Raw genomic sequence first — 20,709 nt, forward strand, 5'->3', positions numbered from 1 at the left:
CATGAGCGGCTCAGCCCTCGCGCTCAAGCCCCTCATCCACCTCGACAACGCCTTTGCTCCGGGTCTTCAATTCACTGACAATCACCGCCGCCACGATCAGTGCCGCGCCGAGCAAGGCAATCGCCGGCAGCCGCTCGCCCGCCAGGCGCCCGGCGATGCCGGCCCACACCGGTTCGCCTGCGTAGATCAGTGTGGCGCGGGTCGGCGAGACGCTTTTTTGCGCCCAGTTCATTGCCACCTGGATCGCGGCGCTGGCGGCGCCGAGGCCTACGGCGCTGGCCAGCAGCAGCCAGGAGAAGCTCGGGATCACTTCTTGCGTCGGGACCACCATCAAGAAGGCGAGCACCGCCGTGCTTGCCAGTTGCACCACTGTCACCCGGCGTACATCGACCTGGCCGGCGTAGGTACTGATCAGGATGATCTCGGCGGCGATCGCGATGGCGCTGATCAGCGTGGCGATTTCACCCGGGCTGAAATTAAGCGAGGCCCCGGCCGGGCCCGACACCAGCATCAGCCCGGTGAAGGCCAGCATGATGCCGATGCTCGGCATCAAGCCCGGTCGACGGCCCAGCACCAGCCATTGCAGCAACGGCACGAATGGCACGTATAGCGCGGTGATGAACGCCGACTGGCTACTGGGGATGGTTTGCAGGCCGACCGTCTGCAGGCCATAGCCGAGCATGATCGCCACGCCAATAAAACATCCAGCCTTGAGTTCGAACAGCGTCAGCGCGCGAAGATGCCGCCAGGAGAACAACGCGACAAACGCAGCCGCCGCGGCGAAGCGCAAACCCACGAAAAACATCGGCCCGCTGACCGTCATGGCGTGCTGCACCAATAGGAACGTTCCGCCCCAGATCATGGTGATCAACACCAGCACGCACTCGGCCTTGCTGAACCTTGGGAGAGGGGAGGATGCTTGCGGGGAGTTCAACGATGCCATGACCTTGCGCGCTACTAGAGGCGGACGCACAATGCGCCCGAAGTTGGGCAGTATAATGCGCAACCCCGGCAGATGAGCAATATAGTGCACAAAGAAAACAACCAGCGGGCATCGGTCCTGCAACACGTCAGCCAGAACGTCCGGCGCCTGAGGCATGCCGCGCAGCTCAGCCAGACCGCGCTCGCAGAGTTATCCGGGGTCAGTCGGCGGATGTTGGTTGCCATCGAAGCCGGCGAAAAGAATGTCAGCCTGACCACCCTGGACCGTGTCGCCGAAGCCCTCGATGTGGCCTTCAGCGACCTGATCCAGGCCCCCGACGCCCGCGACCCGAGCCGTATCAACGAGCTGGCCTGGGCGGGGACCATTGCCGGCAGCAAAGCCGTGTTGCTCGCCAAGGCAACCGCCAGCCGTGAAGTGGAACTTTGGGAATGGCGCCTGGAGCCCGGCGAGCATTACCATTCAGAGCCCGACGCGGACGGTTGGAGCGAGCAGCTCTATGTGTTCGAGGGCTGCCTGACCCTGTTGTTGGGCGGCGAGGAACGACAGATTGGCGCTGGTGAGTTTTTCATGTTCGCCAGCAACCAGCCCCACGCCTATCGCAACGATGGGCCGGTGGCTGCGAGGTTTGTACGCAACGTGGTGATCTAGAATCCTGGAGAGCGGTATGGACACAGCGCTGGAGCAACATGAGCAGGGCATCACCCGGCAAGCCGATGTCCTGATCATCGGCGGCGGCCTGAGCGGTGCCATGCTGGCCGCGCAGTTGCTTCGCCTGCCGGGTCGGCGTGAGGTGCTGATCGTCGAGCCGCGCAGTGAACTGGGTCGGGGCGAGGCCTACAGTGCCGTGGAGCTGGGTCACACCTTGAACGGCAACGCGGCGCGCATGAGCGTCGACCCGGACAACGCCGACGATTTGACCCAATGGCTCACGGCGTTCATCGAGGCCGGCGGCTGGCCCGAGTCGGACCAGCAGCATGTGCCGATCAGTGAGCTGTTCCCGCCCCGAGGGATGTTTGGCCTCTATGTGCAACAACGGCTGGCCGAGGCGCGCGAGATTGGCGCGGTCAATGGCTCGGTGGCCGAGCATGTGCGCGCAGAGGCCATCGATCTGCAGGTCAGCGATGACGCCGTGCGCGTGACGCTGGATAACGGCCAAGTCTTGCAGGGACGCTCTGCCGTGCTCGCCACCGGCATGTTCCCGGCGGCACGCACCCCTCAAACCGAATCCAGCGGCCTGAATGCAGCGGCCCTGGATCCTTGGGATGTGGCTGCGATGCGTCAGCTCGATCCGCAGTCCACGGTGCTGATCATCGGCTCGGGTTTGACCATGGTCGACGCCGTCGTGTCCCTGGTGCAAGCCGGGCATCGCGGCCCGATCGAAGTGTTTTCCCGTCACGGCCTGCTGCCTCACGTGCGCCGCCAGCCACCGGCCTGGGTGGACTTTCTTGCCGAAGATCACAGCCTGCGTTCGCCCCGCCAACTGATGCGCGCGCTGCGCGAGCAATGCCGCCTGGCCCAAGCCCAAGGGATCGATTGGCAGGCGCCGCTGGACACCGTGCGCGCACACATCGGGCGCTTGTGGAACCAGGCCAGCGACGTGCAGCGCCGGCAGTTCGTGCGGCATGTGCGGCCGTGGTGGGAGAGCCATCACCATCGCTCGCCGCCATTGAGTGCGGAACTGGTCGCGCGCCTGCATGGGGAAGGGCGGTTGCGGATTCAGGCAGCGTCGTACAAGGGACTTGTATCGTCTGGCGCAGGGTCGGTGGCGATCAATATTCGTCGACGGGGCGAGGCAGGGTTGGAGGTGGTGAAGGGCGCCGCGCTGATCAACTCCAGTGGCATTGAATATGACTGGCGTCGGGTTGCCCGACCATTGCCGCAGCAGTTGTTGGCCCGAGGGCTGATCCGGCCGGGGCCGCTGGCACTGGGGATCGCTGCGCGTGCCGATGGCGCGGTGCTGAATGCTCGGGGCGAACCCGCCGACCGCCTGTTCGCCATGGGCCCGCCACTGCGGGGGATGTGGTGGGAAAGTACTGCCGTGACGGATGTGGCGAGCCAGGCCAAGGTGTTGGCGGGGCGGTTGGCTGAACTGCAAGCTCGACACTGAGCACCGTGGCGAGGGGCCAGGTTTCAGTGCTCCTGCACTCGCACCCAACGCTGTTCCCGTGCCGCCAGGCGAATCGCCGCCGCCAGCCGCTCCACTTCCCAAGCCTCCTCGAAATCCGTCCCGCGGCCACTTTCGCCTGCCAGCGCCAGGATCAACTCGTGCACCTCCAACGTCTTCAATTCGTTGTACCCCAACTGATGCCCGGCGGCCGGGCTGAAGGCGGCATAGCCGGGTAAGTCCGGGCCGGCCAACAAGCGCTGGAAACCTGCCTGGCCGACGCGGCAGATCCGCAGTTCGTTCAACCGTTCCTGATCGAAGCCCAGGGTGCCGAGGGTGCCGCTGATCTCGAAACTCAGGTGATTCTTATAGCCATGCTTGAGCCAAGTGCTGCTCACCGTGCCCCGGGCGCCATTGGCGAAACACAGCAGCGCGTGGACTTGGTCATCCACCGCAATAGATCGTGGTTCAGCATTGCCGGCGCTGGTGGGGCGTTGGTTGTGCACGGTCTGGCTGTCGGCGCACACGGCGTCGATGTCCCCTAATAAATACCGGGCCATCGCCAGCAAATGGCTGCCCAGGTCCGCCAGCGCGCCACCGGCGTGGGTCGCTTCGCAACGCCACGACCAGGGCAAGGTCGGGTCGGCCATGAAATCTTCGCTGAACTCCCCCTGGAAACTGATGATCCGCCCCAGTTCCCCGCGTTGGATCATGTCCCGCACCAATTGGATGATCGGGTTGTGCTGGTAGTTGTAGCCGACCCGTGTCACCACGCCGGCAGCCTTGGCTGCCTGGCGCATCTGCTCGGCCTGCTCCAGGGAGACCGCCAGGGGCTTTTCGCAATACACCGGTTTGCCCGCCGCCAGCGCGGCCATGGCCATCGGGAAGTGCAAATGGTTAGGAGTGGTGATGGCGACCAGGTGAACCTTCGGGTCGTCGATCAGCCGCTGCCAGTCACTGTGGGCTGTTTCGAATCCCCAGCTCTGGGCGCACTGGCTGGCACGCTGTGGCTCAGCGTCGGCCAGGGCCGCGAGTGAGAGGTTGAGGGGAAGGTTGAACACCGCCTTGGCATTGTGGAACGCCAAGGCATGGGCACGGCCCATGAAGCCGGTGCCAATCAGACCGATGCCGAGTTCACGCATGAGAAGAGCCCTTTGAATTTTTATTTTCAGAAGGGCTCTTTATGGAATAAATATTCTTTAATTGCAAATGTTGGAATAAATATTCATTTCTGCTGTCGCTGAAGATCCACTGTGGAAGCGAGCTTGCTCGCGATAGCGGTGGGTCAGTCAGTACTTATATGACTGATGAAATGCTATCGCGAGCAAGCTCGCTCCCACAGGGGCTTTCACAGGGCTCACTGTCAGGACAGGAACCCACCATCCACATTCAACGCGACGCCCGTGGTGTAGCTCGACGCATCGCTGGCCAGGTACAACACCGCCCCGGCCATTTCGCTCGGGTCGGCCACGCGCTTGAGGGGGATCTGCGCCAGGGCGGTCTTCAGGATGGCGTCGTTCTTGACCAGGGCCGAGGCGAACTTGGTGTCGGTCAGGCCTGGCAGCAGGGCGTTGCAACGGATGCCGAACTGCGCGCATTCCTTGGCGAAGACCTTGGTCATGTTAATCACCGCGGCCTTGGTCACCGAGTAGATGCCTTGGAAAATCCCCGGCGAGATGCCGTTGATCGACGCGACGTTGATGATGCTGCCGCCACCGTTTTCACGCATCAGCTTGCCGGCTTCCACCGACATGAAAAAGTAGCCGCGGATGTTTACGTCGACGGTTTTCTGGAATGCGCCCAGGTCGGTGTCCAGCACGTTGCAGAACTGCGGGTTGGTGGCGGCGTTGTTCACCAGGATGTCCAGGCGCCCGAACTGTTCGCGGATACCGGCGAACACTTGGCTGATCTGCTCCATTTCGCCAATGTGGCAGGCGATGGCGGTGGCCTTGCCGCCCGCAGCGATGATCGCGTCGGCCACGTGCTGGCAACCGTCGAGCTTGCGACTGGAAACGATCACATGGGCGCCTTGCTGGGCCAGCAGCTTGGCGATGGCTTCGCCGATGCCACGGCTGGCGCCGGAAACGAAAGCGATCTTACCGTCGAGGTCGAACAACTGGGTCTTGGACATGCTGTTTCCTTGTTATAGGTGCGCTCAGAGCGTGGATTTACTGATGACCTGCAGGCTCATCTGCTCCAGCAATTTGTTCATCTGAACGAACTGCGCGAAGCGTTTGTCCTGGGTCTGGCCATGGAAAAAGCGGTAGTAGATCTGCTGGACGATACCGGCCAGGCGGAACAGGCCATAGGTGTAGTAGAAGTCGAAGTTGTCGATGCGGATTCCGGCGCGTTCGGCATAGTAGTCAACGAACTCACGGCGGGTCAGCATGCCCGGCGCATGGCTTGGCTGGCGGCGCAACAGTTGCACCGGCGCCGGATCACCGGCCTCGATCCAGTAGGCGAGGCTGTTGCCCAGGTCCATCAACGGGTCGCCGAGGGTGGTCAGTTCCCAATCCAGCACACCGATGATCTGCATCGGGTTGTCCGGGTCGAGGATGACGTTGTCGAAGCGGTAGTCGTTGTGGACGATGCTCGATGTCGGATGATCGGCGGGCATCTTGTCGTTGAGCCAGGCCTTGACCGCCTCCCACTTGGGCGCATCGGGGGTCAGGGCTTTTTCGTAGCGGTCGCTCCAGCCACGGATCTGCCGGGCCACGTAGCCTTCGGGCTTGCCCAGGTCGGCCAGGCCGCAGGCGTTGTAGTCGACGCGGTGCAGCTCGACGAGCCGGTCGATGAAGCTTTTGCACAGTGCTTCGGTGCGGGCGGCGTCGAAACCCAGTTCCGGCGGCAGCTCGGCGCGAAGGATAATGCCCTTGACCCGTTCCATCACATAGAACTCGGCGCCCATCACCGACTCATCAGTGCAGTGCACATAGGCTTTCGGGCAGTACGGGAAACCTTCGCGCAACTGATTGAGGATGCGGAACTCACGGCCCATGTCGTGGGCTGACTTGGCCTTGTGGCCGAACGGCGGCCGCCGCAGGACAAACTCCTGCTCGGGGTATTCCAGCAGGTACGTCAGGTTTGACGCGCCACCGGGAAACTGGCTGATCACCGGCGCGCCGGTCAAGCCAGGAATATGGGCCTTGAGGTACGGGTCGATCAGGTTGGCATCGAGTTCTTCACCGTCGCGCACGCGGGTGGACTGATCAGTAACTGCCATGCTTATCCCTTCTGCTTATTTTGGAGGCCATCGATCATTGGCTAATCTAATGGCGCGTGGGGGGCGTCACAAGCACGCCGGGGTCTTATAGGTTAGCGTGTTGCTGGATAATCAGCGGCCTTGATGCATGGCGCCGTGCGTATCGTGCGGCGGCGAGCTAAGGTTTGGAGACTGTCGCTTCCAAGGAGCAATCGCGATGGGATGTCCGCAAGTCTGTGGCACCGCGACCCTGCAATGCAGTTTCGGCGCGGCACCGGCGGTGCTCAACGTATTACCGGTCAATCGCTTGCTGACCGGCGGGATGCCGGCGGCAAATATCATGGATCATATTCCCTTGGTGAATATCACCACGTTCGGCATGTGCCAGAGCCTGGCGAATCCGACCGTGGCCGCGGCCACTGCGGCGGCGTTGGGCGTGCTGACCCCCATGCCGTGCATTCCGGCCACCGCGACCCCGTGGATTCCCGGCGGCGCTCCGACCCTGTTGCTCGGCAACATGCCGGCCATCGACGCCAACAGCACGTTGATGTGTACCTGGGCCGGGGTGATCAAGATCGTCGTGCCGGGGCAGGTGCAGATGTTGATTCCCTGATGGCGCGAAAAGGGATGACTCCTGTGGGAGGTAGAAAACTCAGGCCTGCGCCGGATCATTCCAACGCCGGAACCACCAGCGCACCCGGGAGATCGGCTTGCCCTCGGCGTCCAGTGGACGGCCGTCCTGGGCATAGGCCTGGGCCGGTTCCAGCAGTTGACCGTTGAGGTAACGGGCTTCGACTGCCGGGCTGCCGTTGGGGTGCAGGCGACGATAATGACCGTCACGCACGCCGTCGCGATAAAACTCGGCTTCGGCCAGTTGCCCATCGGGAAAGTAATTGTTTGCCTCACCGTGCAATAGCCCGCGGCGGTACGTGGCCTGGCGTTGCAAACCGCCCTCAGCCGCATAGAAACTCGCCATGCCTTGTAGTTTGCCTTTCACGAACGGCAACACCGCCGAAACCTTGCCATTGGGATGATACAAAGTGCTGGTGCCTTGCAGCTCACCCTGGCTGTAGTTGAGTGTCGCTTGCGGGCGCTGTGCTTCTTCAATCTGCAACGGGCCGTCGAGCTTGCCATCGACCAGTTGCCCCTTCAGTTGACTGTCACCACGCTCGACGTCCAGTTTTTTCGAGGCCATGGCCGCGCTTCCTCAGTTGACCTTCACCAGGCCGCCCTTGATGGTCAGCATGCCGCCGCCGTCAACGGTCTGTTCGGCGGCGGCCTTGTTTACCAAACTGATGCCGGCGTCGTTGGTCAGGGTGGTGCCGGCCTTGTTTTCCAAGGAGGTCCCGGCCTGGTTGCTCAGGGCCGTGCCGGCTTTCTGGCTGATGGACGTGCTGGCCTGGACGGCCAGGTCCGTGCCGCTCTTGACGGCGAAGCTGTCGCCGCTTTGCAGGGTCAGGGTGCCACTGACCTTGATGGTCAGGTTGCCGTCCACCGTCAGGCTGTAGTTGCCGGTGACCTTGTGATCGTAGTTGCCGCCGGTGCTGTGGGTCTGGTCCGAGCCCACGGTCACGGTGCGGGTGTCTTTCACATCGAGGCTGTCGCTGCCGGTCTGGATGGTCACGCTGCGCTTGCCTTTCTCCAGGGTGACGGTTTCGTCGCCATCCTTCACCGTGCGGGTGCGGGCGTTCTGCACCGTGAGGGTTTCATCGTGGCCGACGGTGGCGGCGGTGTCGTTGAGCACGTTGATGTTGAAGTCCTTTTGTGCCTGGAGAAACACCTCTTCCGCGTCTTTCTTGTCTTCGAAGCGCAACTCGTTGAAACCGCCACCGCCCTTGGACGAGTTGGTCTTGATTCCGGACTGGGTCTGGTTCGCTGGCAGCGCGTAGGGCGGGGGATTGTCGCCGTTGTAGACGCAACCGGTGACCAAGGGCCGATCCGGGTCGCCGTCGATGAAGGTGACGATGACTTCCTGGCCGATGCGCGGCACGAACTGCATGCCAAAGCCCTTGCCGCTCCAGGGCAAGACCACGCGCACCCAGCAGGAAGAAGTCTCGTCGTTCTTGCCGGTGCGGTCCCAGGGGAACTGCAACTTGATCCGGCCGTATTCATCGGTCCAGATCTCCTCGCCGGCCTTGCCCACCACCAGTGCCGTCTGGGTATGCATGCGTGGTTTGGGCGTGATGCGAGCCGGTCGGTAGGCGGTGGCCTTGGGGATCGCTTCGAAGCGGTTGCGGTAGCTGTCGTGGCTGGCCTCATGGCTGACCGCCGTCACCACCCAATCAATATTCAGCGTCGTGTCTTCATGCCCGGCGAGAGTGAACCAGTAGCCCGGCACCAACCAGCGGCAGTCGCTTTCGCCAACGAAGCGTTTCTCTTGGCTGCGCAGGCCGTCCACCCGCTGTTTGGTCAACGCATCGCCCCGGGTCTTGGCGGTATAGCTGCCCGGATGTTCGTACATCGAGTTCGGCCCGGCCACGGCTTCAGCCTGGCTGAAGAGCGATGTCGTCGGCGTGGTGAACTCATAATCGGTGGCCTGGTAAACCCCGGCCACCGCTTGCAGACACACTTGGCCTGCGCGGATACCGTGCAGTTCTCGCTCCCCCAGCTTCTGCCCGAGATAATTCACCGTCGGCCCATTGGGGATGGGTTCGAAGGCGTCGTTGCTGTCGGCCAGTATCAGCGTGTGCTGACCGTCTTCATGGCCGAAGAACCAGAAAATCCCGTCCTCTTCCAACAGGCGCGACACGAAGGCCAGGTCGGTTTCGCCGTATTGCACACAGTATTCGCGCGGGGTGTAGCTGCCGCTGAGCTTGAGCTGGAAATCGCTGAAACCGTGGGCCTTGAAAATCGTGGTGACGATGTCCGAGGTGGCGAGGTTCTGGAACACCCGGTTGTTGCTGGCAAGGCTCAGCCACCAGAGCCAGGGCCGGAGCAAAAGCTGATAATGCTCGGCGGTGGCATCGGCTGGCAGTTGGCGAATCTCGGCCACCAACCCATCAAGCGGGCGCAGCATGGCGTCCTTGTGCAAGGTGGTGGTCACATGGCTGGCGACGGCCGTGGTGAGGTCCAGCGAGGCACCGTCGTTGATGCCGTTGAGAATGTGCGAGCCCAGCGCGTTGAGGCGTTCTTCGCCGGACAGTGAGGCGGGGTACAGCGCCGACAGCGAGGTGGCGGTGAGGGAGAGGGTGGTGTTGCTGTCGGTGGTGCGGGGCATTGAAAGGCCTCACGACGTCGAGAAAACGCACGCGTCAGCTGTAATGGGTGGTGATGAAGTTGTACGGTGCGCTTAATTGGCTTGATCGACTGATAGGAAGGCCGTGAGGATATGTGTCTATATTGCAGAGATAAGCGGTGAAAGACCCCTCGGCATCGCAGACCCATGAATCACCGCGGTTCAGGGTCTTATCCAGCAACTCACGATTTTTCTGACTGGTAGCGATGACCACGACCCAGCGATTGTCGGCCTTGAACCCGTGGAGCTTATTGACATCCCGGGTGATTGATTCCTGCAGGTTAGCGCCGCCGAAATCTCCGTTTGTGCTCTCTACTTTGATTTCCACCGCATAAGTCTTTCCTTGGAGAACGAAGTAGAAATCGACCTTCTCGGCGCTGTAAGGCCAGGGGTAGCTGATCTCCCTGACCTTGGCAGCGATCGCGTAGCCACGTAGAAGGTGGTAGGCAATTTCAACTTGGGCGGCGCCTTCCCACGGACCGTTCGAAGTCCAGCTTTTATTGAACTGGCTCGGTGTGCCGGAAAAATCTTGCGGGTGGACGCCGGCTGCCTGCAATACCACATTTAAAAAGTCGCTTTCCGTCATGATGCATGTCTCCGTTGAGTAAGAAACTGCTACGAAATTCGGTCGGCCTGGAGGTGTTACTCCAACACCCACTCCGCCAACTTCCCCGTCACCTGCGTCATCAGCACGTTCTCGACATCCCGCGCCCCGGCGGCGCTGCACTTGGCCAATACCGCCTTGACGATTCCGGCGTCGAACTCGAACTGCTTGCCCGTCGCGGCCTTGTAGCGCCCGCGCAATTTCTCCAGCTTCGCCAGCACGATCCCTTCCAGCGTCGCTTCATCCAGCGGCCGGTACGCCACCACCGTCATGCGCGCTAAAAACGCCGGGCGGAACGCTTGCAGCAGCACCTTGTGCAAGGCTTCGTTGAAGGCGTCGCTGCCCAGTTGCGCCACTGGCGTGTCCAAAAGCAGTTCGGCGCCGACGTTGCTGGTGGCGAGCATCACGGTGTTCTTGAAGTCCACCACCAGGCCGGTGCCGTCTTCCATCAGGCCTTTGTCGAAGACGTTGTAGAAGGCTTCGAGCACGTCCGGGTGGGCCTTTTCGATTTCATCCAGCAACACCACGGAATAGGGTTTGCGCCGCACTGCTTCGGTGAGCACGCCGCCGCTGCCATAGCCGACGTAGCCGGGTGGGGCGCCTTTGAGTTGGCTGACGGTGTGGGCTTCCTGGTACTCCGAGAGGTTGATGCTGATCAGGTTGCGTTCGCCGCCGTACAAGGCGTCGGCCAGGGCGTAGGCGGTTTCGGTCTTGCCCACGCCGGTTGGGCCCACCAACAAAAACACGCCGACCGGTTTCTGTGGGTCGGTGAGGCCTGCGCGGTAGGCTTGCAGGCGTTGGGCGATGGTATTCAGCGCGGTGCTTTGGCCCATGACCCGCTGGCCCATGCGTTGGCCGAGGGTACGCACGGCGTGGGCTTCGTCGGCGAGCATCTTGCCGACCGGGATGCCGGTCCAACCCGCGATCACCGCGGCGACGGTCTTGCTGTCCACCTGTTCGGGCACCAGCGGATCGTCCTGGCGAATGGCATCCAGGCCGGCTTCCAGGCGCAACAGTTCGGCGGCCAGATGGTCGATGCGGTTGTCGATCTCGGTGTCGGCTTTTTCGCTGTCGGCGCGTTCACTCAGGGCGAGCAGCTCGCGGCGGGTGTCGAGCAGTTCGCGCACGGCTTCGCGCTCTTCGTCCCAGCGAGTTTCCAGCTCGCGGATGGCCTGCACGTTGCTGGTCGATTCACTTTCCAGCAAGGTGATGCGCTCGCGATGATCCAGACCGGTGGCCTGTTCCCTGCGCAGGCGTTCGACTTCATCCTTGAGGCTGTTCTGTCGATGGCGCAGGCTTTCCAGCGGCGGCGGCACGTCATGTTGGCCAAGGGCGACCCGGGCGCAGGCGGTGTCGAGCACGCTGATGGCTTTGTCCGGCAATTGGCGACCGGAAATATAGCGGTGGGAGAGTTTCACCGCCTCGTGAATGGCGGCATCCAGCACCTGCACGCCGTGGTGCTGCTCCAGTTTGCTCGCCACGCCGCGGAGCATTTCCACGGCGGTGAGTTCGTCCGGTTCTTCCACTTGGACCAGTTGGAAGCGCCGGGCCAGGGCCGGGTCTTTCTCGAAGTATTTCTTGTACTCGAGCCAGGTGGTGGCAGCCAGGGTACGCAATTCGCCCCGGGCCAAGGCCGGCTTGAGCAAATTGGCCGCGTCGCTGCCACCCTCGGCTCCGCCAGCGCCGATCAGCGTGTGGGCTTCGTCGATGAACAGGATGATCGGTTTTTCCGCGCTACGTACCGCGTCGATCACGCCCTTGAGGCGTTGTTCGAACTCGCCCTTGACGCCCGCGCCGGCTTGCAACAGGCCGAGGTCGAGGACCCGCAGCGTGACTTCCTGCAACGACGGCGGCACATCCCCGGCCGCGATGCGCAGGGCGAGGCCTTCCACTACGGCAGTCTTGCCGACGCCCGGCGCGCCCACCAGGATCGGGTTGTTTTGCCGGCGCCTGAGGAGAATGTCGATGCACTGGCGGATCTCGCCGTCGCGGCCGACGATGGGGTCGATGCGACCGTTGCGGGCGTCGGCGGTCAGGTCCTGGGTGTACTGATCGAGCACCGGGTCCTGTTTCTGTGGTGCTTCGCCGGGTTTGGCCGGGCGCACGCCGCCGACATGCTCGCGGGAGCTTTCAGTCCATTCCAACAGGTGGGCGCGCAGGGCATCGCGGGGAATGCGCAGCAACGACGAGGTGCTGTTGAGCAACAGGCTGCGACGTTCGTCCCGGTCAAGCAGTGCCAGCAGTAACAGCCCGGAGCGGATGCTGTCCAGGCCCAGCACGCTGGCCTGGACCACGGCGTCTTCCAGCAGGCCGATGGTTTGCGCCGACAGGGCGGGCGTGCGGGTGCTTCCGGATTTGAACAGGTCCAGAGCCTTGTTGGTTTCCGCCGCCACCGCATCACGCTCCAAGCCGAAGCGCGGCAACAGGCAGGCGAAGTCACCGCCTTCGATGTCGAGCAATTCCAACAGCAGGTGTTCGATTTCGACGTAGTGGTGGCCGCGTTGCAGGCAACGTTGCGCGGCCCGCTCCAAGGCTCGGCGGTTGTCCGGGTTGAGGCGTCCGATCAGGCTGGCCAGTTCCATTTCAGGCGATCTCCGGCTGGCGAAGGCGGGTTTCGATCCGTTGCACGGCCAGGCTCGGCTGGCGTTGCAGGCCGCCGTTCCAGTTCAACCGTGGCGCTGCCTGGCGGCCCAGTTGCAACGGGCCGGCACCACGGACCAGCAGCACCAGGGTGCAATCCAGGTCAGGGCCGAAATACAGCGCATAAAGGCTGGCGAGCAGTGGATGGGTTTCGCCAGTAGGCAGCAAGCCGCTGGCCTGGGTCGCGGTTAGCGGCCCCAGCGTCAGGCGCACGCCAGCGTGTTCGTCCCAGACCCGTGTACCGGCGACTGCGTTGCGGCCCAGGCGAAGATTGCGTCCGCCCTGTTGCAAGCGGCTGCGGCTGGCTGGCGGGATTTCACGCCAGGCACCTTCATAGGCGTTCAGCTCGACAGGCAAGCCGAACTGTTCACGGACAATCGCCGCAAAGCCGGCCAGGGAACGCCGGCCATCGGCATACAGCGCGGTGCAGGCCAGCACCGCTGAGTCGGGTGCGGCCTGGCGTTCCTGCATGGCTTTGGGCAGCAGTCCGGTCAACGCGCGCATTTGCGCCTGTACGGCGGACGAGCCTGGGGCCGTGAACCCCAGGGCGATGCGGTGTTTGCGCATCACCTTGTAGAGCAGGCTGAGCAGGCGGTGCTGGAACAGGTCGAGGAATTGCGCCGGGGCATGATCTTTCGCCCGCGCCCGTTGTTGCAGCCATTCCTGGTAGGCGTAGGGCAGCGGGCCGTCCGGGCCTCCGAGACCGAAGATCGGTGTGGTCAGGGTGGGCGGGAGCCCCGGTTCCTGGCACAGGCTTTCGATTTCACTGGCAGCGAACAGTGGCGTCAGGGGGCCGCGTAGGCGCAACGCCTCTGCGTGCGGTGCGGTGCCGCTGCCCAGGGGCTCGGCCTGCGGATGTTCGCGTTCGAGCAGCAATAAGGCCTGGAGCCATTCGAAGCGTTGCGGATCGCGTCGCAGTCGCTCGCTGAGGTTCAGAGCGCCAGGGGTTTGCCGGCTTGGGGTTGCCATGTCTTCACCTCCTTGTCGGACTGGACCAGCACGGTGCGCACGAAGCGATTGGCGGTGGCGTACAGGGAAAAGAACTGCGCCAGTACGCCGGACAACAACACGGCACTGCTGCCGACGAAGTGATGCGGATCCAGTTGCAGGCGCACCTCCAGACCATTACGCCAGCCGCGCCAGGCGTCTTCGCCGAGATGGGCAATGACGCGCTCGCAGCCCAATCCCGATACGCCTGCGATCTGGCGACGGGCGCTGGCCTCGTCCCGCAGGTTGTGCAGTTCGAGAATCTCACGCAACGCGTCCAGCGCCCGGGGACCTTCCACCAGCGACAGGTGGTTGAGGGTCAATTGCGACACCAGCCGCCAGCGCGATTCCCCGTCCAGGCGTGGCAGGCTCTGCGGGCTGGGGGGATTGCGCAGTCGGGCCCAGGCCACCGGCCCCGGGCGCTCAAAACCCAGTGGCGTGCCGGCCGGCAGGCTCTGGGCCAGATGGCGATTGGTGCAGAGCAATTCGGCGGTGAGGCTGTAATTCTGGAATTCGGCCGAGGGGTCGAACCGGGTATCCACCAGGCTGACCATCAGGTCGGTGCCCAGTCGGTTCGGGGTCATGCCGCTGACCCGTCGCGCATGCCAATAACAGGGCTCGTCGCTGCCATGTTGGCTGCCGTAATAGGCCGGCACTTTACGCACCCCCTGGCCAGTCATGGCACGGATGCCACGGATGCTGTGGATCTCCACACTGTTTTCCCGATGACTGTCGGCCACCAGCCGATATTCGCTGCGGGTGCCGTCCGGGCGCAGGGGCTCGGAAGTTCGGGGAAACAGGTTGATCACCGGAGCGCAGCCCAGGGCGATGTCGCTGGCCTGGAGCGGCAGGCGGCTGGTTGGCGCCCGATCGAACACGATGTAGAGATATAAAGAAGCGCTGTCGCTGTTGGCGCCGGCCAGCGGCAGGTCGAAAAAGCCGAATTTGTCCGGAAAGGCGAAATACTCCGCCAACAGGCGCATGCCTGGATGCACGCCGTCTTCGTCTGGAAGCAAGGCTTGGTCACTGGCGAAACCGACGATGTGCGGCAAACCCGCCAACGGTTCCGGCACGCTACCCGGCGCGCCGGCCAGGACCTTGATGGCGTGTGCGCCAAGCAAATCGTACAGCCCGGCGTTGATCATCGGTGATGCCGCCAAGTGTATCCGCAGCGAGTCGATGCCCAGGGTCGACCATTGGCTTTTCCCCAGGCAACGCAGCTCCAGGCGCAAGGCCGAGCGCGCCTGGACCACCCCTGTCAGCGCCTGGGCCTCGTCACTGCCCAGCAACAAGGCTTCGCTGACTTGCAGTGGCCACAGGTGCACGGCGGCGGTGGTGCGAAAATGAATGCTCTGGCCTTTGTCCGTGGTGACGAACAAGGGCGTGTCGCGGGGCAGCGGATAGCCCTCGTTCAAGTTGCCTTTGCTTGGGTCGGGCTCGAACTGCACGATGGCGCAAGACGGCAAGGGTCGCATGGCCAGCGGGTAAAGCTGTTCGAGCAGCGCATCACTGAATTCGGCGTAGTCGTCGTCCAACCGACGCTGCAAGCGTGCGGCCAACAGTGCGAAACCTTCCAGGAGGCGTTCGACGTGAGGGTCGGGGCATTCACCGGGAGACAGTTCCAGGCGTCGGGCGACCTTGGGGTAACGCTCGGCGAACAGGCTTCCGGCATGGCGCAACCAGGTCAATTCGCGCTGGTAATAATCCAACAGTTGCGGGTCAATCGAGTCGCTCATGGCGCACCTCCAAGCCGTCGCCGGCGTGCTCGATCACAAACGCCACGGGCCACGGGTGCGGGTCGCCACGCAGCTCGCCCAACAGGCGTATGCACAGTTGTTGCGGCTGGCCGGGCACCGGGCAGACCTCGACTTCGCCCAAGTGCAGGCGCGGTTCGAAGTGGGTAATGGCCTGGCGAATTTCCCGGGTCAGCTGGCGCCGGTCATCGCTGCGCTGCTGTTGCAGCGCGGTCCAGTCGGCGATGCCGTAGTCGAGGATGCTTGGTGGCTCGGTCAGCGCCCGTGGGCCGCGACGGGTATTGAACAGGCGCGACAGTTCGGCATGCACCGAATCCTGCAACGCCTGTCGATCGAATGCCCGCCCGGTATCGTCCGCCAGGCTGGCCAGACGTTCGAACAGGGGCGGGCGCAGCCCGAAACCAGCCATGGCGCGGCGTCCTTACTTGGTCATTTTGTTGGCGGCCAAGTCCCAGGTCGTGCCCGCCGTGCCTTCCTTGGTGCCGTCATCTTTCTGCGCGGTGAGCTCCCATTTGATCTTGGTGAAATTCAGCGACAGGGTTTCCACCGGTTTGCCACCCGTGCCGCCGCTGACACTGACGTTGGACAGCACGACGTTGGTGAGGGTGTAGACAATGAACGGCATGATCTGGCCGCTGCCTTCGGCGGCGTTGCGGCCGATGGTGACGATGGCTTGCGGGATTGGCTTGCCGGCGCAGCAGTATTCGTTGAGCGACGGGGTGGAGCTGTCGATGAATTTGGTCAGGGTGAATTCGCCGATGTGCGGGCGGCCGGAGGTGCGCTCCGAGTTGCTGACGTCGTTGGTGACCTGCATGGCCACGTTGTGGCTGTAGGACATGACCTCGATCTTGTCCGTGAAACCCTCCAGCAGGCTGTCGCCCTTGATGTCGCCGCCGAGGTCGAGAATGATTGCGTCCATTGTTTGGAACTCCTGAAGAAGACGAATGAGGCAGTGCCCAATACCGATGAATTAACCTGTGGCCAAGGCGCTTGCTGTGGCTAGAAAGCTTTTGTGGCAATGGAGCTTTTGTGGCGAGGGCGCAAGCTCCCTCGCCACGAGAAGTGCTTTAGCCACACAGCCACGCCGTGGTCAGGCAGCTACCGGCGGCGGCAGCGTCGCCACCAGGCGGATCGAGGCCGTCAGTTCCTCCAGTTGGAAGTGCGGCCGCAGAAACACCGTGGCTTTATAGGCCCCGGGCTTGCCAGCCACCTCAGTCACGTCCACCCGGGCTTCGCGCAACGGGTACTGCGCCTTGATCTCCTGCGGCGCGTTGTCGTTGATCAGCACGTAGTCGGCGATCCAGTTGTTGAGGTAGGTCTGCACGTTGTCACGGGTCATGAAACTCCCGACCTTGTCGCGCATGATCACCTTCAGGTAATGGGCGAAGCGCGAAGCCGCCAGCACATACGGCAACATCGCCGAGATCCGTGCATTGGCATTGGCCTCGTTGGTGTTGTAGACCTTGGCCTTGTTGGTGGTCTGGCCACCGAAGAACACCGCCACGTCGCTGTTTTTCTTGTGGCACAGGGAGATGAAGCCCAGGTCGTTGAGTTCTTTTTCGCGACGGTCGGTGATCGCCACCTCGGTCGGGCATTTGAGCGACAGGTCCCCGGAGCTGGTACGGAAGGTATGGGCCGGCAGGCCTTCGACCGCGCCACCGCCCTCGGCCCCGCGAATCGCCGCGCACCAGCCGTATTTGGCGAAGGCCTCGGTGATGCGTTGCGCCAGGGTCCAGGCGGCGTTGCCCCACAAGTATTTGCTGTGGTCGGTGCCGTTGACGTCTTCGACGTAGTTGATGCCTTCCACCGGCAACGTGTCCGGGCCGTAGGGCAGGCGCAGCAGGAAGTGCGGCAGCACCAGGGACACGTAACGCGAATCTTCGCTTTCACGGAAGGCGCGCCACTTGATCAGCTCCTGGCTTTCGAAGATTTTCGACAGGTCCCGGGGGATCGCCAGTTCGGTGAAGCTGGTCATGTCGAACAAACGTGGGCTGGCGGCGGCAATGAACGGCGCGTGCGCGGCGGCAGCGACGTTCGAGAGTTTTTCCAGCAGGCCGATGTCCTGCGGATGTCGGCCAAAGGTGTAGTCGCCCACCAGCAGGCTGAACGGGTGCCCGCCGAAGGTGCCGTATTCTTCCTCGTAGATTTTCTTGAATAGGGCGCTCTGGTCGAATTCGACGGCTTTTTCCAGGTCGTTCTGCAGTTCTTTCTGCGTAACGTTGAGCAGGCGTAATTTGAGCCGGGTGCTGGTTTCGGTGTTCTGCACCAGCAGGTGCAGGCCGCGCCAGGAGGCCTCGAGTTTCTGCAGGTCGGGATGGTGCAAAACTTCATTGAGCTGGGCGCTGATCAATTCGTCGATCTGGCTGATACGGTCGTTGATCATCGCCACGGTGTCCTTGTCGATGGCCATGCCTTCGTCGAGAACCTGCGTGGCGAATTCGGCCAGCATGTCGCGGGCGTAGTCTTGCTGGCTATCGTCGTGGGCCATGCGGCCTTCGGCGATGATCTTGTCCAACAGGGACAGGGTCTGGGTCGTGCTCTCGCTGGTTTGAGCGCTGGATGAAGCAGGCATGGCTTTATCTCCCTTGAATGAGGCGCGCGATCAGGCCTGTGGTTCGGCCGGGGCAGGGTCATCGTTGGCGGCGACGGTCGGCAACTCTGGCGTCGCGTCCTGGGGCCGGGCCGATTTGATCTCCTGCAGGCCTTCGGTGTTGGCGATCACGTCACGCAGCAGCTTGTCCAAGTCGTCGTTGCCGTCGAGCTTGGTCAACAGGTCCCGCAGGCGCTGCCGCGCTTCGAACAAGCGGCGCAGCGGCGTGACTTGCTCGACCACCTTGACCGGGTCGAAATCGTCGATGTGCCGGAAGTTGAGTTCGATGTTGAGCTTGCTGTCGTCGCCGCTGAGGGTGTTGTTCACCTGGAGCGTGGCGCGGGGGGAGATGGAGGCGAGCACCTCGTTGAAATTATCCCGATCGATCTCGGTGAAGCGCCGCTCGTTGAGCTTGGGCAGCGGCTCCAATGGCTTGCCCGAGAGGTCGGCCAGAATGCCGACGACCAGTGGCAATTCTTTTTTCTCGATAGCGTTGCCGATTTCCACGTCGTAGGTGATCTGGACGCGGGGAGGGCGGACTCTGTCGAGCTTGTGCTGGGTACTTTCTGCCATGGCGGCCGACTCCGATGCATGTGTGGAAGCAATGCATCGGGAGTCCCGCTCATCGCATTCCCTTGCTGATCCGCAGGTTGCAAGTGGACGGCAGAAAACCTGTCATTCCCTTGACGAACCTGGTCCATTCGACTGTGTGAGTCGAACTATCCAAGACGCTAGAACAGGTCTATAAAAATGCAAGCAAAACAATTTTTGACCGCTGAGAAAAGGAAAATTCATTTTGCGTGCGTTTTTTCATGGATTTTTTTTCAGCCTGGCGCTCACCGGTTGTTCGTTGTTCGCCCCCAGCGTCGACCTCGACAGCCTGACCCTGGACGTCGCGCCTCGGGCCAACGACGACACGCCGATCGCCGTGGATTTCATCGCAGTGAACGACCCGGACCTGCTCAAGCAACTGTCGGGCATCACCGCCAGCCAGTGGTTTGCCGGGCGCGAACAGTTCCAGCGTGACTATCGCCAACTCCTGTCGGTGTGGGGGCTGGAGCTGGTCCCGGGGCAATTCATCGACCGCCAACCGTTCCCGCTGGAGGGGCGGCGCGCCGCTGGACTTTTGGTCTTCGCCAGCTATAACACTCCGGGAGCCCACCGGCTTCGTCTGGACGATCAGCACGAGGCCTGGCTGAAGTTCGACAGTCGCGAGATGACCCTCGTGAATGACGACCGGCACAAGCAGCCTTGAGTGACCGCGGGCCGCCTCGCGCGGCGATTTGGGATGTCGAAGGGAGTCGTATGAGCCTGTTACCTGACGCGGTGTGCTGGCATGAGGGCATGCAACTGCTGCCCCAGCATTTTCAGTTGCAAGGGCTGCGGGCCGAGGCCCTCGCCGCGCATTTTGCCGGGGCTTGCAACCCTTGGTTCTGGGGCGTCGGGCAGTTGGAAGTCGATCCGTCGGCCCTGAGTGCCGGCCAGGTGCGCCTGCTGCAATTGCAAGGCACCTTGCCGGACGGCTTGCCGGTCAACCTGCAAGCCGGTGTCGGGCCAACCTTGGAACTGGACGTCAACGAGGCGATCGACAAGACCGAAGACGCTACCGTGACCGTCTACCTGGCGGTCAGCCCGCTGTGGCGTGCCGGGCAATTGCTGCCGCTCAAGGGGCGCTTGCAATCGGTGGTCGGCGAGGCTTTGCCAGACCTTACCAGCGGTGAATTTCCCGAGTCGATCACGGTCTGGCGCCCCAACCCGAGGCTGTGCACGCAACTGAGCAAGGCTGACTCGATCTGCCTGCCATTGCTGCGTATCCGCAAGGAGGGCGGCGGTTTCTGGCGCGTGCCGTATACGCCGCCAACGCCGATCCTGCTGCCGGAGTCGACGCTTGGTCGGCGGGTGGCCGGGGTGTGCGCGAGGGCCAGGGAAAAGTGCATGTTCCTGGCCGGTCGCTTGCGTCAGGCCCAGGCGGCTGGCAACCAGGACGATGCCATGGAGATCCGTCGGCAATTGACGGCCCTGTGGGCGCGCTTGCCGGAGGTCGAAGGGATGTTGAATACCCGGGTGGCGACGCCCCAGGCGCTCTACGGCTTGCTCCTCGGGCTGGCCGGGAGCTGGTCGGCGCTGGATCCGCTGGCGGGCGTCCCGGCTTTCGCGCCGTTGGATTTTGTGGAGTTGCAGCGCGGCTACGAGCCGCTGCTCGATTGGCTGGAAAACACCCTGGAACTGGTCCGCGCCGGTTACCGGAGCCTGGCGTTCGAGCGCAACGAGCAGGTCTTCTCGATCCAATTGCCTGACGACCAGCCCAATCAACGCCTGGTGATCGGTTTACGCATGCCCAACGGCGCCAGCGAGCAAGCAGCAGCCGAGTGGTTGCGTGGGGCGATCATCGCGTCGGCGCCCCACATTGCGCTGTTGAGTCGCCAACGCATGAGCGGTTTGCCCCACCAGGCCATGGGCCGCAACGAACAGGTGGCCTACAGCGTCGGTGACGACACCCGTCTGTTCGTGGTGGCCGCCAGTGGACAATGGTTCGATGGGCAACTGCCGCTGCACATCGTGGCGCCGGCTTCGGCCCAGGCCAGCAGCCCTTGGCAGGTGGTGTTGTTCGTGGCGCAAGCCAGTGAAAGTGCCTGATCGCAAAAGGGGA

At 62.9% G+C, this 20,709-nt stretch carries 19 protein-coding genes; 5 read left to right on the plus strand and 14 right to left on the minus strand.

Translation table 11 applies throughout. The annotated features are described in order from the left end of the window. Positions 1-10: 10 nt before the first annotated feature. Entirely contained in the window at positions 11-1,033 is a 1,023-nt protein-coding gene (locus tag J3P79_RS10940; protein ID WP_434610381.1) for a DMT family transporter, read from the minus strand. On the opposite strand from J3P79_RS10940, the gene J3P79_RS10945 reads away from it, so the two are divergent. Together J3P79_RS10945 and J3P79_RS10950 are read left to right on the plus strand one after the other, a co-directional pair. Beyond that, complete coding sequence (locus J3P79_RS10945; protein ID WP_434610383.1) at positions 1,028-1,591, plus strand: helix-turn-helix domain-containing protein; 564 nt, start codon at positions 1,028-1,030, stop codon at positions 1,589-1,591. The genes J3P79_RS10940 and J3P79_RS10945 overlap by 6 nt on opposite strands. Positions 1,592-1,607: 16 nt before the next feature. Then, complete coding sequence (locus tag J3P79_RS10950; protein ID WP_434610384.1) at positions 1,608-3,050, plus strand: FAD/NAD(P)-binding protein; 1,443 nt, start codon at positions 1,608-1,610, stop codon at positions 3,048-3,050. A 23-nt stretch (positions 3,051-3,073) separates the two neighbouring features. Here the strand turns inward: J3P79_RS10950 and J3P79_RS10955 are convergent, their stop codons facing one another. The 3 genes from J3P79_RS10955 to J3P79_RS10965 form a co-directional block, all read right to left on the minus strand. Further along, positions 3,074-4,189, minus strand: a complete 1,116-nt coding sequence (locus tag J3P79_RS10955) for a Gfo/Idh/MocA family protein (RefSeq protein ID WP_434610385.1) — start codon at positions 4,187-4,189, stop codon at positions 3,074-3,076. Positions 4,190-4,410: 221 nt separating this feature from the next. Beyond that, positions 4,411-5,178: an SDR family oxidoreductase gene (locus J3P79_RS10960; RefSeq protein WP_003180553.1), complete on the minus strand. Its 768-nt coding sequence runs from the start codon at positions 5,176-5,178 to the stop codon at positions 4,411-4,413. 24 nt (positions 5,179-5,202) lie between these two features. Beyond that, entirely contained in the window at positions 5,203-6,270 is a 1,068-nt protein-coding gene (locus J3P79_RS10965) for a phosphotransferase family protein (protein ID WP_434610387.1), read from the minus strand. Positions 6,271-6,466: 196 nt separating this feature from the next. On the opposite strand from J3P79_RS10965, the gene J3P79_RS10970 reads away from it, so the two are divergent. After that, the gene (locus J3P79_RS10970; protein ID WP_025213233.1) at positions 6,467-6,862 is read left to right on the plus strand and encodes a DUF4280 domain-containing protein; all 396 of its coding nucleotides are present in this window, start codon (positions 6,467-6,469) and stop codon (positions 6,860-6,862) included. 39 nt (positions 6,863-6,901) lie between these two features. Here the strand turns inward: J3P79_RS10970 and J3P79_RS10975 are convergent, their stop codons facing one another. From J3P79_RS10975 to tssB, 10 genes are all read right to left on the minus strand, one after another. Next, a complete protein-coding gene (locus tag J3P79_RS10975) occupies positions 6,902-7,444 on the minus strand; it encodes a toxin-antitoxin system YwqK family antitoxin (RefSeq protein ID WP_434610390.1) in 543 nt (180 codons plus the stop codon). A gap of 12 nt (positions 7,445-7,456) precedes the next feature. Continuing rightward, a complete protein-coding gene (gene tssI / locus J3P79_RS10980) occupies positions 7,457-9,466 on the minus strand; it encodes a type VI secretion system tip protein TssI/VgrG (protein WP_434610392.1) in 2,010 nt (669 codons plus the stop codon). A gap of 34 nt (positions 9,467-9,500) precedes the next feature. Next, a complete protein-coding gene (locus J3P79_RS10985; protein ID WP_434610393.1) occupies positions 9,501-10,070 on the minus strand; it encodes a hypothetical protein in 570 nt (189 codons plus the stop codon). Positions 10,071-10,126: 56 nt separating this feature from the next. Further along, complete coding sequence (gene tssH, locus J3P79_RS10990) at positions 10,127-12,670, minus strand: type VI secretion system ATPase TssH (RefSeq protein ID WP_434610395.1); 2,544 nt, start codon at positions 12,668-12,670, stop codon at positions 10,127-10,129. A gap of 1 nt (position 12,671) precedes the next feature. Beyond that, complete coding sequence (tssG, locus tag J3P79_RS10995) at positions 12,672-13,697, minus strand: type VI secretion system baseplate subunit TssG (RefSeq protein ID WP_434610397.1); 1,026 nt, start codon at positions 13,695-13,697, stop codon at positions 12,672-12,674. Beyond that, a complete protein-coding gene (gene tssF, locus J3P79_RS11000; RefSeq protein ID WP_434610400.1) occupies positions 13,661-15,451 on the minus strand; it encodes a type VI secretion system baseplate subunit TssF in 1,791 nt (596 codons plus the stop codon). Before tssF ends, tssG begins: the two co-directional genes overlap by 37 nt. Beyond that, positions 15,435-15,878: a type VI secretion system baseplate subunit TssE gene (gene tssE / locus J3P79_RS11005; protein ID WP_434610402.1), complete on the minus strand. Its 444-nt coding sequence runs from the start codon at positions 15,876-15,878 to the stop codon at positions 15,435-15,437. Before tssE ends, tssF begins: the two co-directional genes overlap by 17 nt. A 12-nt stretch (positions 15,879-15,890) precedes the next feature. Then, positions 15,891-16,388, minus strand: a complete 498-nt coding sequence (locus tag J3P79_RS11010; protein ID WP_434610403.1) for an Hcp family type VI secretion system effector — start codon at positions 16,386-16,388, stop codon at positions 15,891-15,893. Between the two features lie 171 nt (positions 16,389-16,559). After that, positions 16,560-18,041, minus strand: coding sequence for a type VI secretion system contractile sheath large subunit (gene tssC, locus J3P79_RS11015; protein WP_060741946.1), 1,482 nt, complete (start codon positions 18,039-18,041; stop codon positions 16,560-16,562). A gap of 30 nt (positions 18,042-18,071) precedes the next feature. Next, on the minus strand, positions 18,072-18,632 hold the full coding sequence (gene tssB, locus J3P79_RS11020; protein ID WP_039591360.1) for a type VI secretion system contractile sheath small subunit: 561 nt from the start codon (positions 18,630-18,632) through the stop codon (positions 18,072-18,074). A 223-nt stretch (positions 18,633-18,855) separates the two neighbouring features. On the opposite strand from tssB, the gene J3P79_RS11025 reads away from it, so the two are divergent. After that, positions 18,856-19,314: a type VI secretion protein gene (locus tag J3P79_RS11025; RefSeq protein WP_434610406.1), complete on the plus strand. Its 459-nt coding sequence runs from the start codon at positions 18,856-18,858 to the stop codon at positions 19,312-19,314. A gap of 50 nt (positions 19,315-19,364) precedes the next feature. Further along, positions 19,365-20,696, plus strand: a complete 1,332-nt coding sequence (tssK, locus tag J3P79_RS11030; RefSeq protein ID WP_434610407.1) for a type VI secretion system baseplate subunit TssK — start codon at positions 19,365-19,367, stop codon at positions 20,694-20,696. Positions 20,697-20,709: the final 13 nt, after the last annotated feature.

Origin of the sequence: Pseudomonas sp. R1-7, from assembly GCF_051132105.1 — a bacterium.
Lineage (GTDB): Bacteria > Pseudomonadota > Gammaproteobacteria > Pseudomonadales > Pseudomonadaceae > Aquipseudomonas.

Excerpts from the sequence above, each read along its gene's own strand:
- tssK (WP_434610407.1), top strand. The coding sequence starts at position 19,365 with ATGAGCCTGTTACCTGACGCGGTGTGCTGGCATGAGGGCATGCAACTG.
- tssG (WP_434610397.1), bottom strand. The coding sequence starts at position 13,697 with ATGGCAACCCCAAGCCGGCAAACCCCTGGCGCTCTGAACCTCAGCGAG.
- tssB (WP_039591360.1), bottom strand. The coding sequence starts at position 18,632 with ATGGCAGAAAGTACCCAGCACAAGCTCGACAGAGTCCGCCCTCCCCGC.
- tssC (WP_060741946.1), bottom strand. The coding sequence starts at position 18,041 with ATGCCTGCTTCATCCAGCGCTCAAACCAGCGAGAGCACGACCCAGACC.
- J3P79_RS10965 (WP_434610387.1), bottom strand. The coding sequence starts at position 6,270 with ATGGCAGTTACTGATCAGTCCACCCGCGTGCGCGACGGTGAAGAACTC.
- J3P79_RS11010 (WP_434610403.1), bottom strand. The coding sequence starts at position 16,388 with ATGGACGCAATCATTCTCGACCTCGGCGGCGACATCAAGGGCGACAGC.
- J3P79_RS10975 (WP_434610390.1), bottom strand. The coding sequence starts at position 7,444 with ATGGCCTCGAAAAAACTGGACGTCGAGCGTGGTGACAGTCAACTGAAG.
- tssI (WP_434610392.1), bottom strand. The coding sequence starts at position 9,466 with ATGCCCCGCACCACCGACAGCAACACCACCCTCTCCCTCACCGCCACC.
- J3P79_RS10970 (WP_025213233.1), top strand. The coding sequence starts at position 6,467 with ATGGGATGTCCGCAAGTCTGTGGCACCGCGACCCTGCAATGCAGTTTC.
- tssF (WP_434610400.1), bottom strand. The coding sequence starts at position 15,451 with ATGAGCGACTCGATTGACCCGCAACTGTTGGATTATTACCAGCGCGAA.
- J3P79_RS10960 (WP_003180553.1), bottom strand. The coding sequence starts at position 5,178 with ATGTCCAAGACCCAGTTGTTCGACCTCGACGGTAAGATCGCTTTCGTT.
- J3P79_RS10955 (WP_434610385.1), bottom strand. The coding sequence starts at position 4,189 with ATGCGTGAACTCGGCATCGGTCTGATTGGCACCGGCTTCATGGGCCGT.
- tssE (WP_434610402.1), bottom strand. The coding sequence starts at position 15,878 with ATGGCTGGTTTCGGGCTGCGCCCGCCCCTGTTCGAACGTCTGGCCAGC.
- J3P79_RS10950 (WP_434610384.1), top strand. The coding sequence starts at position 1,608 with ATGGACACAGCGCTGGAGCAACATGAGCAGGGCATCACCCGGCAAGCC.
- J3P79_RS10985 (WP_434610393.1), bottom strand. The coding sequence starts at position 10,070 with ATGACGGAAAGCGACTTTTTAAATGTGGTATTGCAGGCAGCCGGCGTC.
- tssH (WP_434610395.1), bottom strand. The coding sequence starts at position 12,670 with ATGGAACTGGCCAGCCTGATCGGACGCCTCAACCCGGACAACCGCCGA.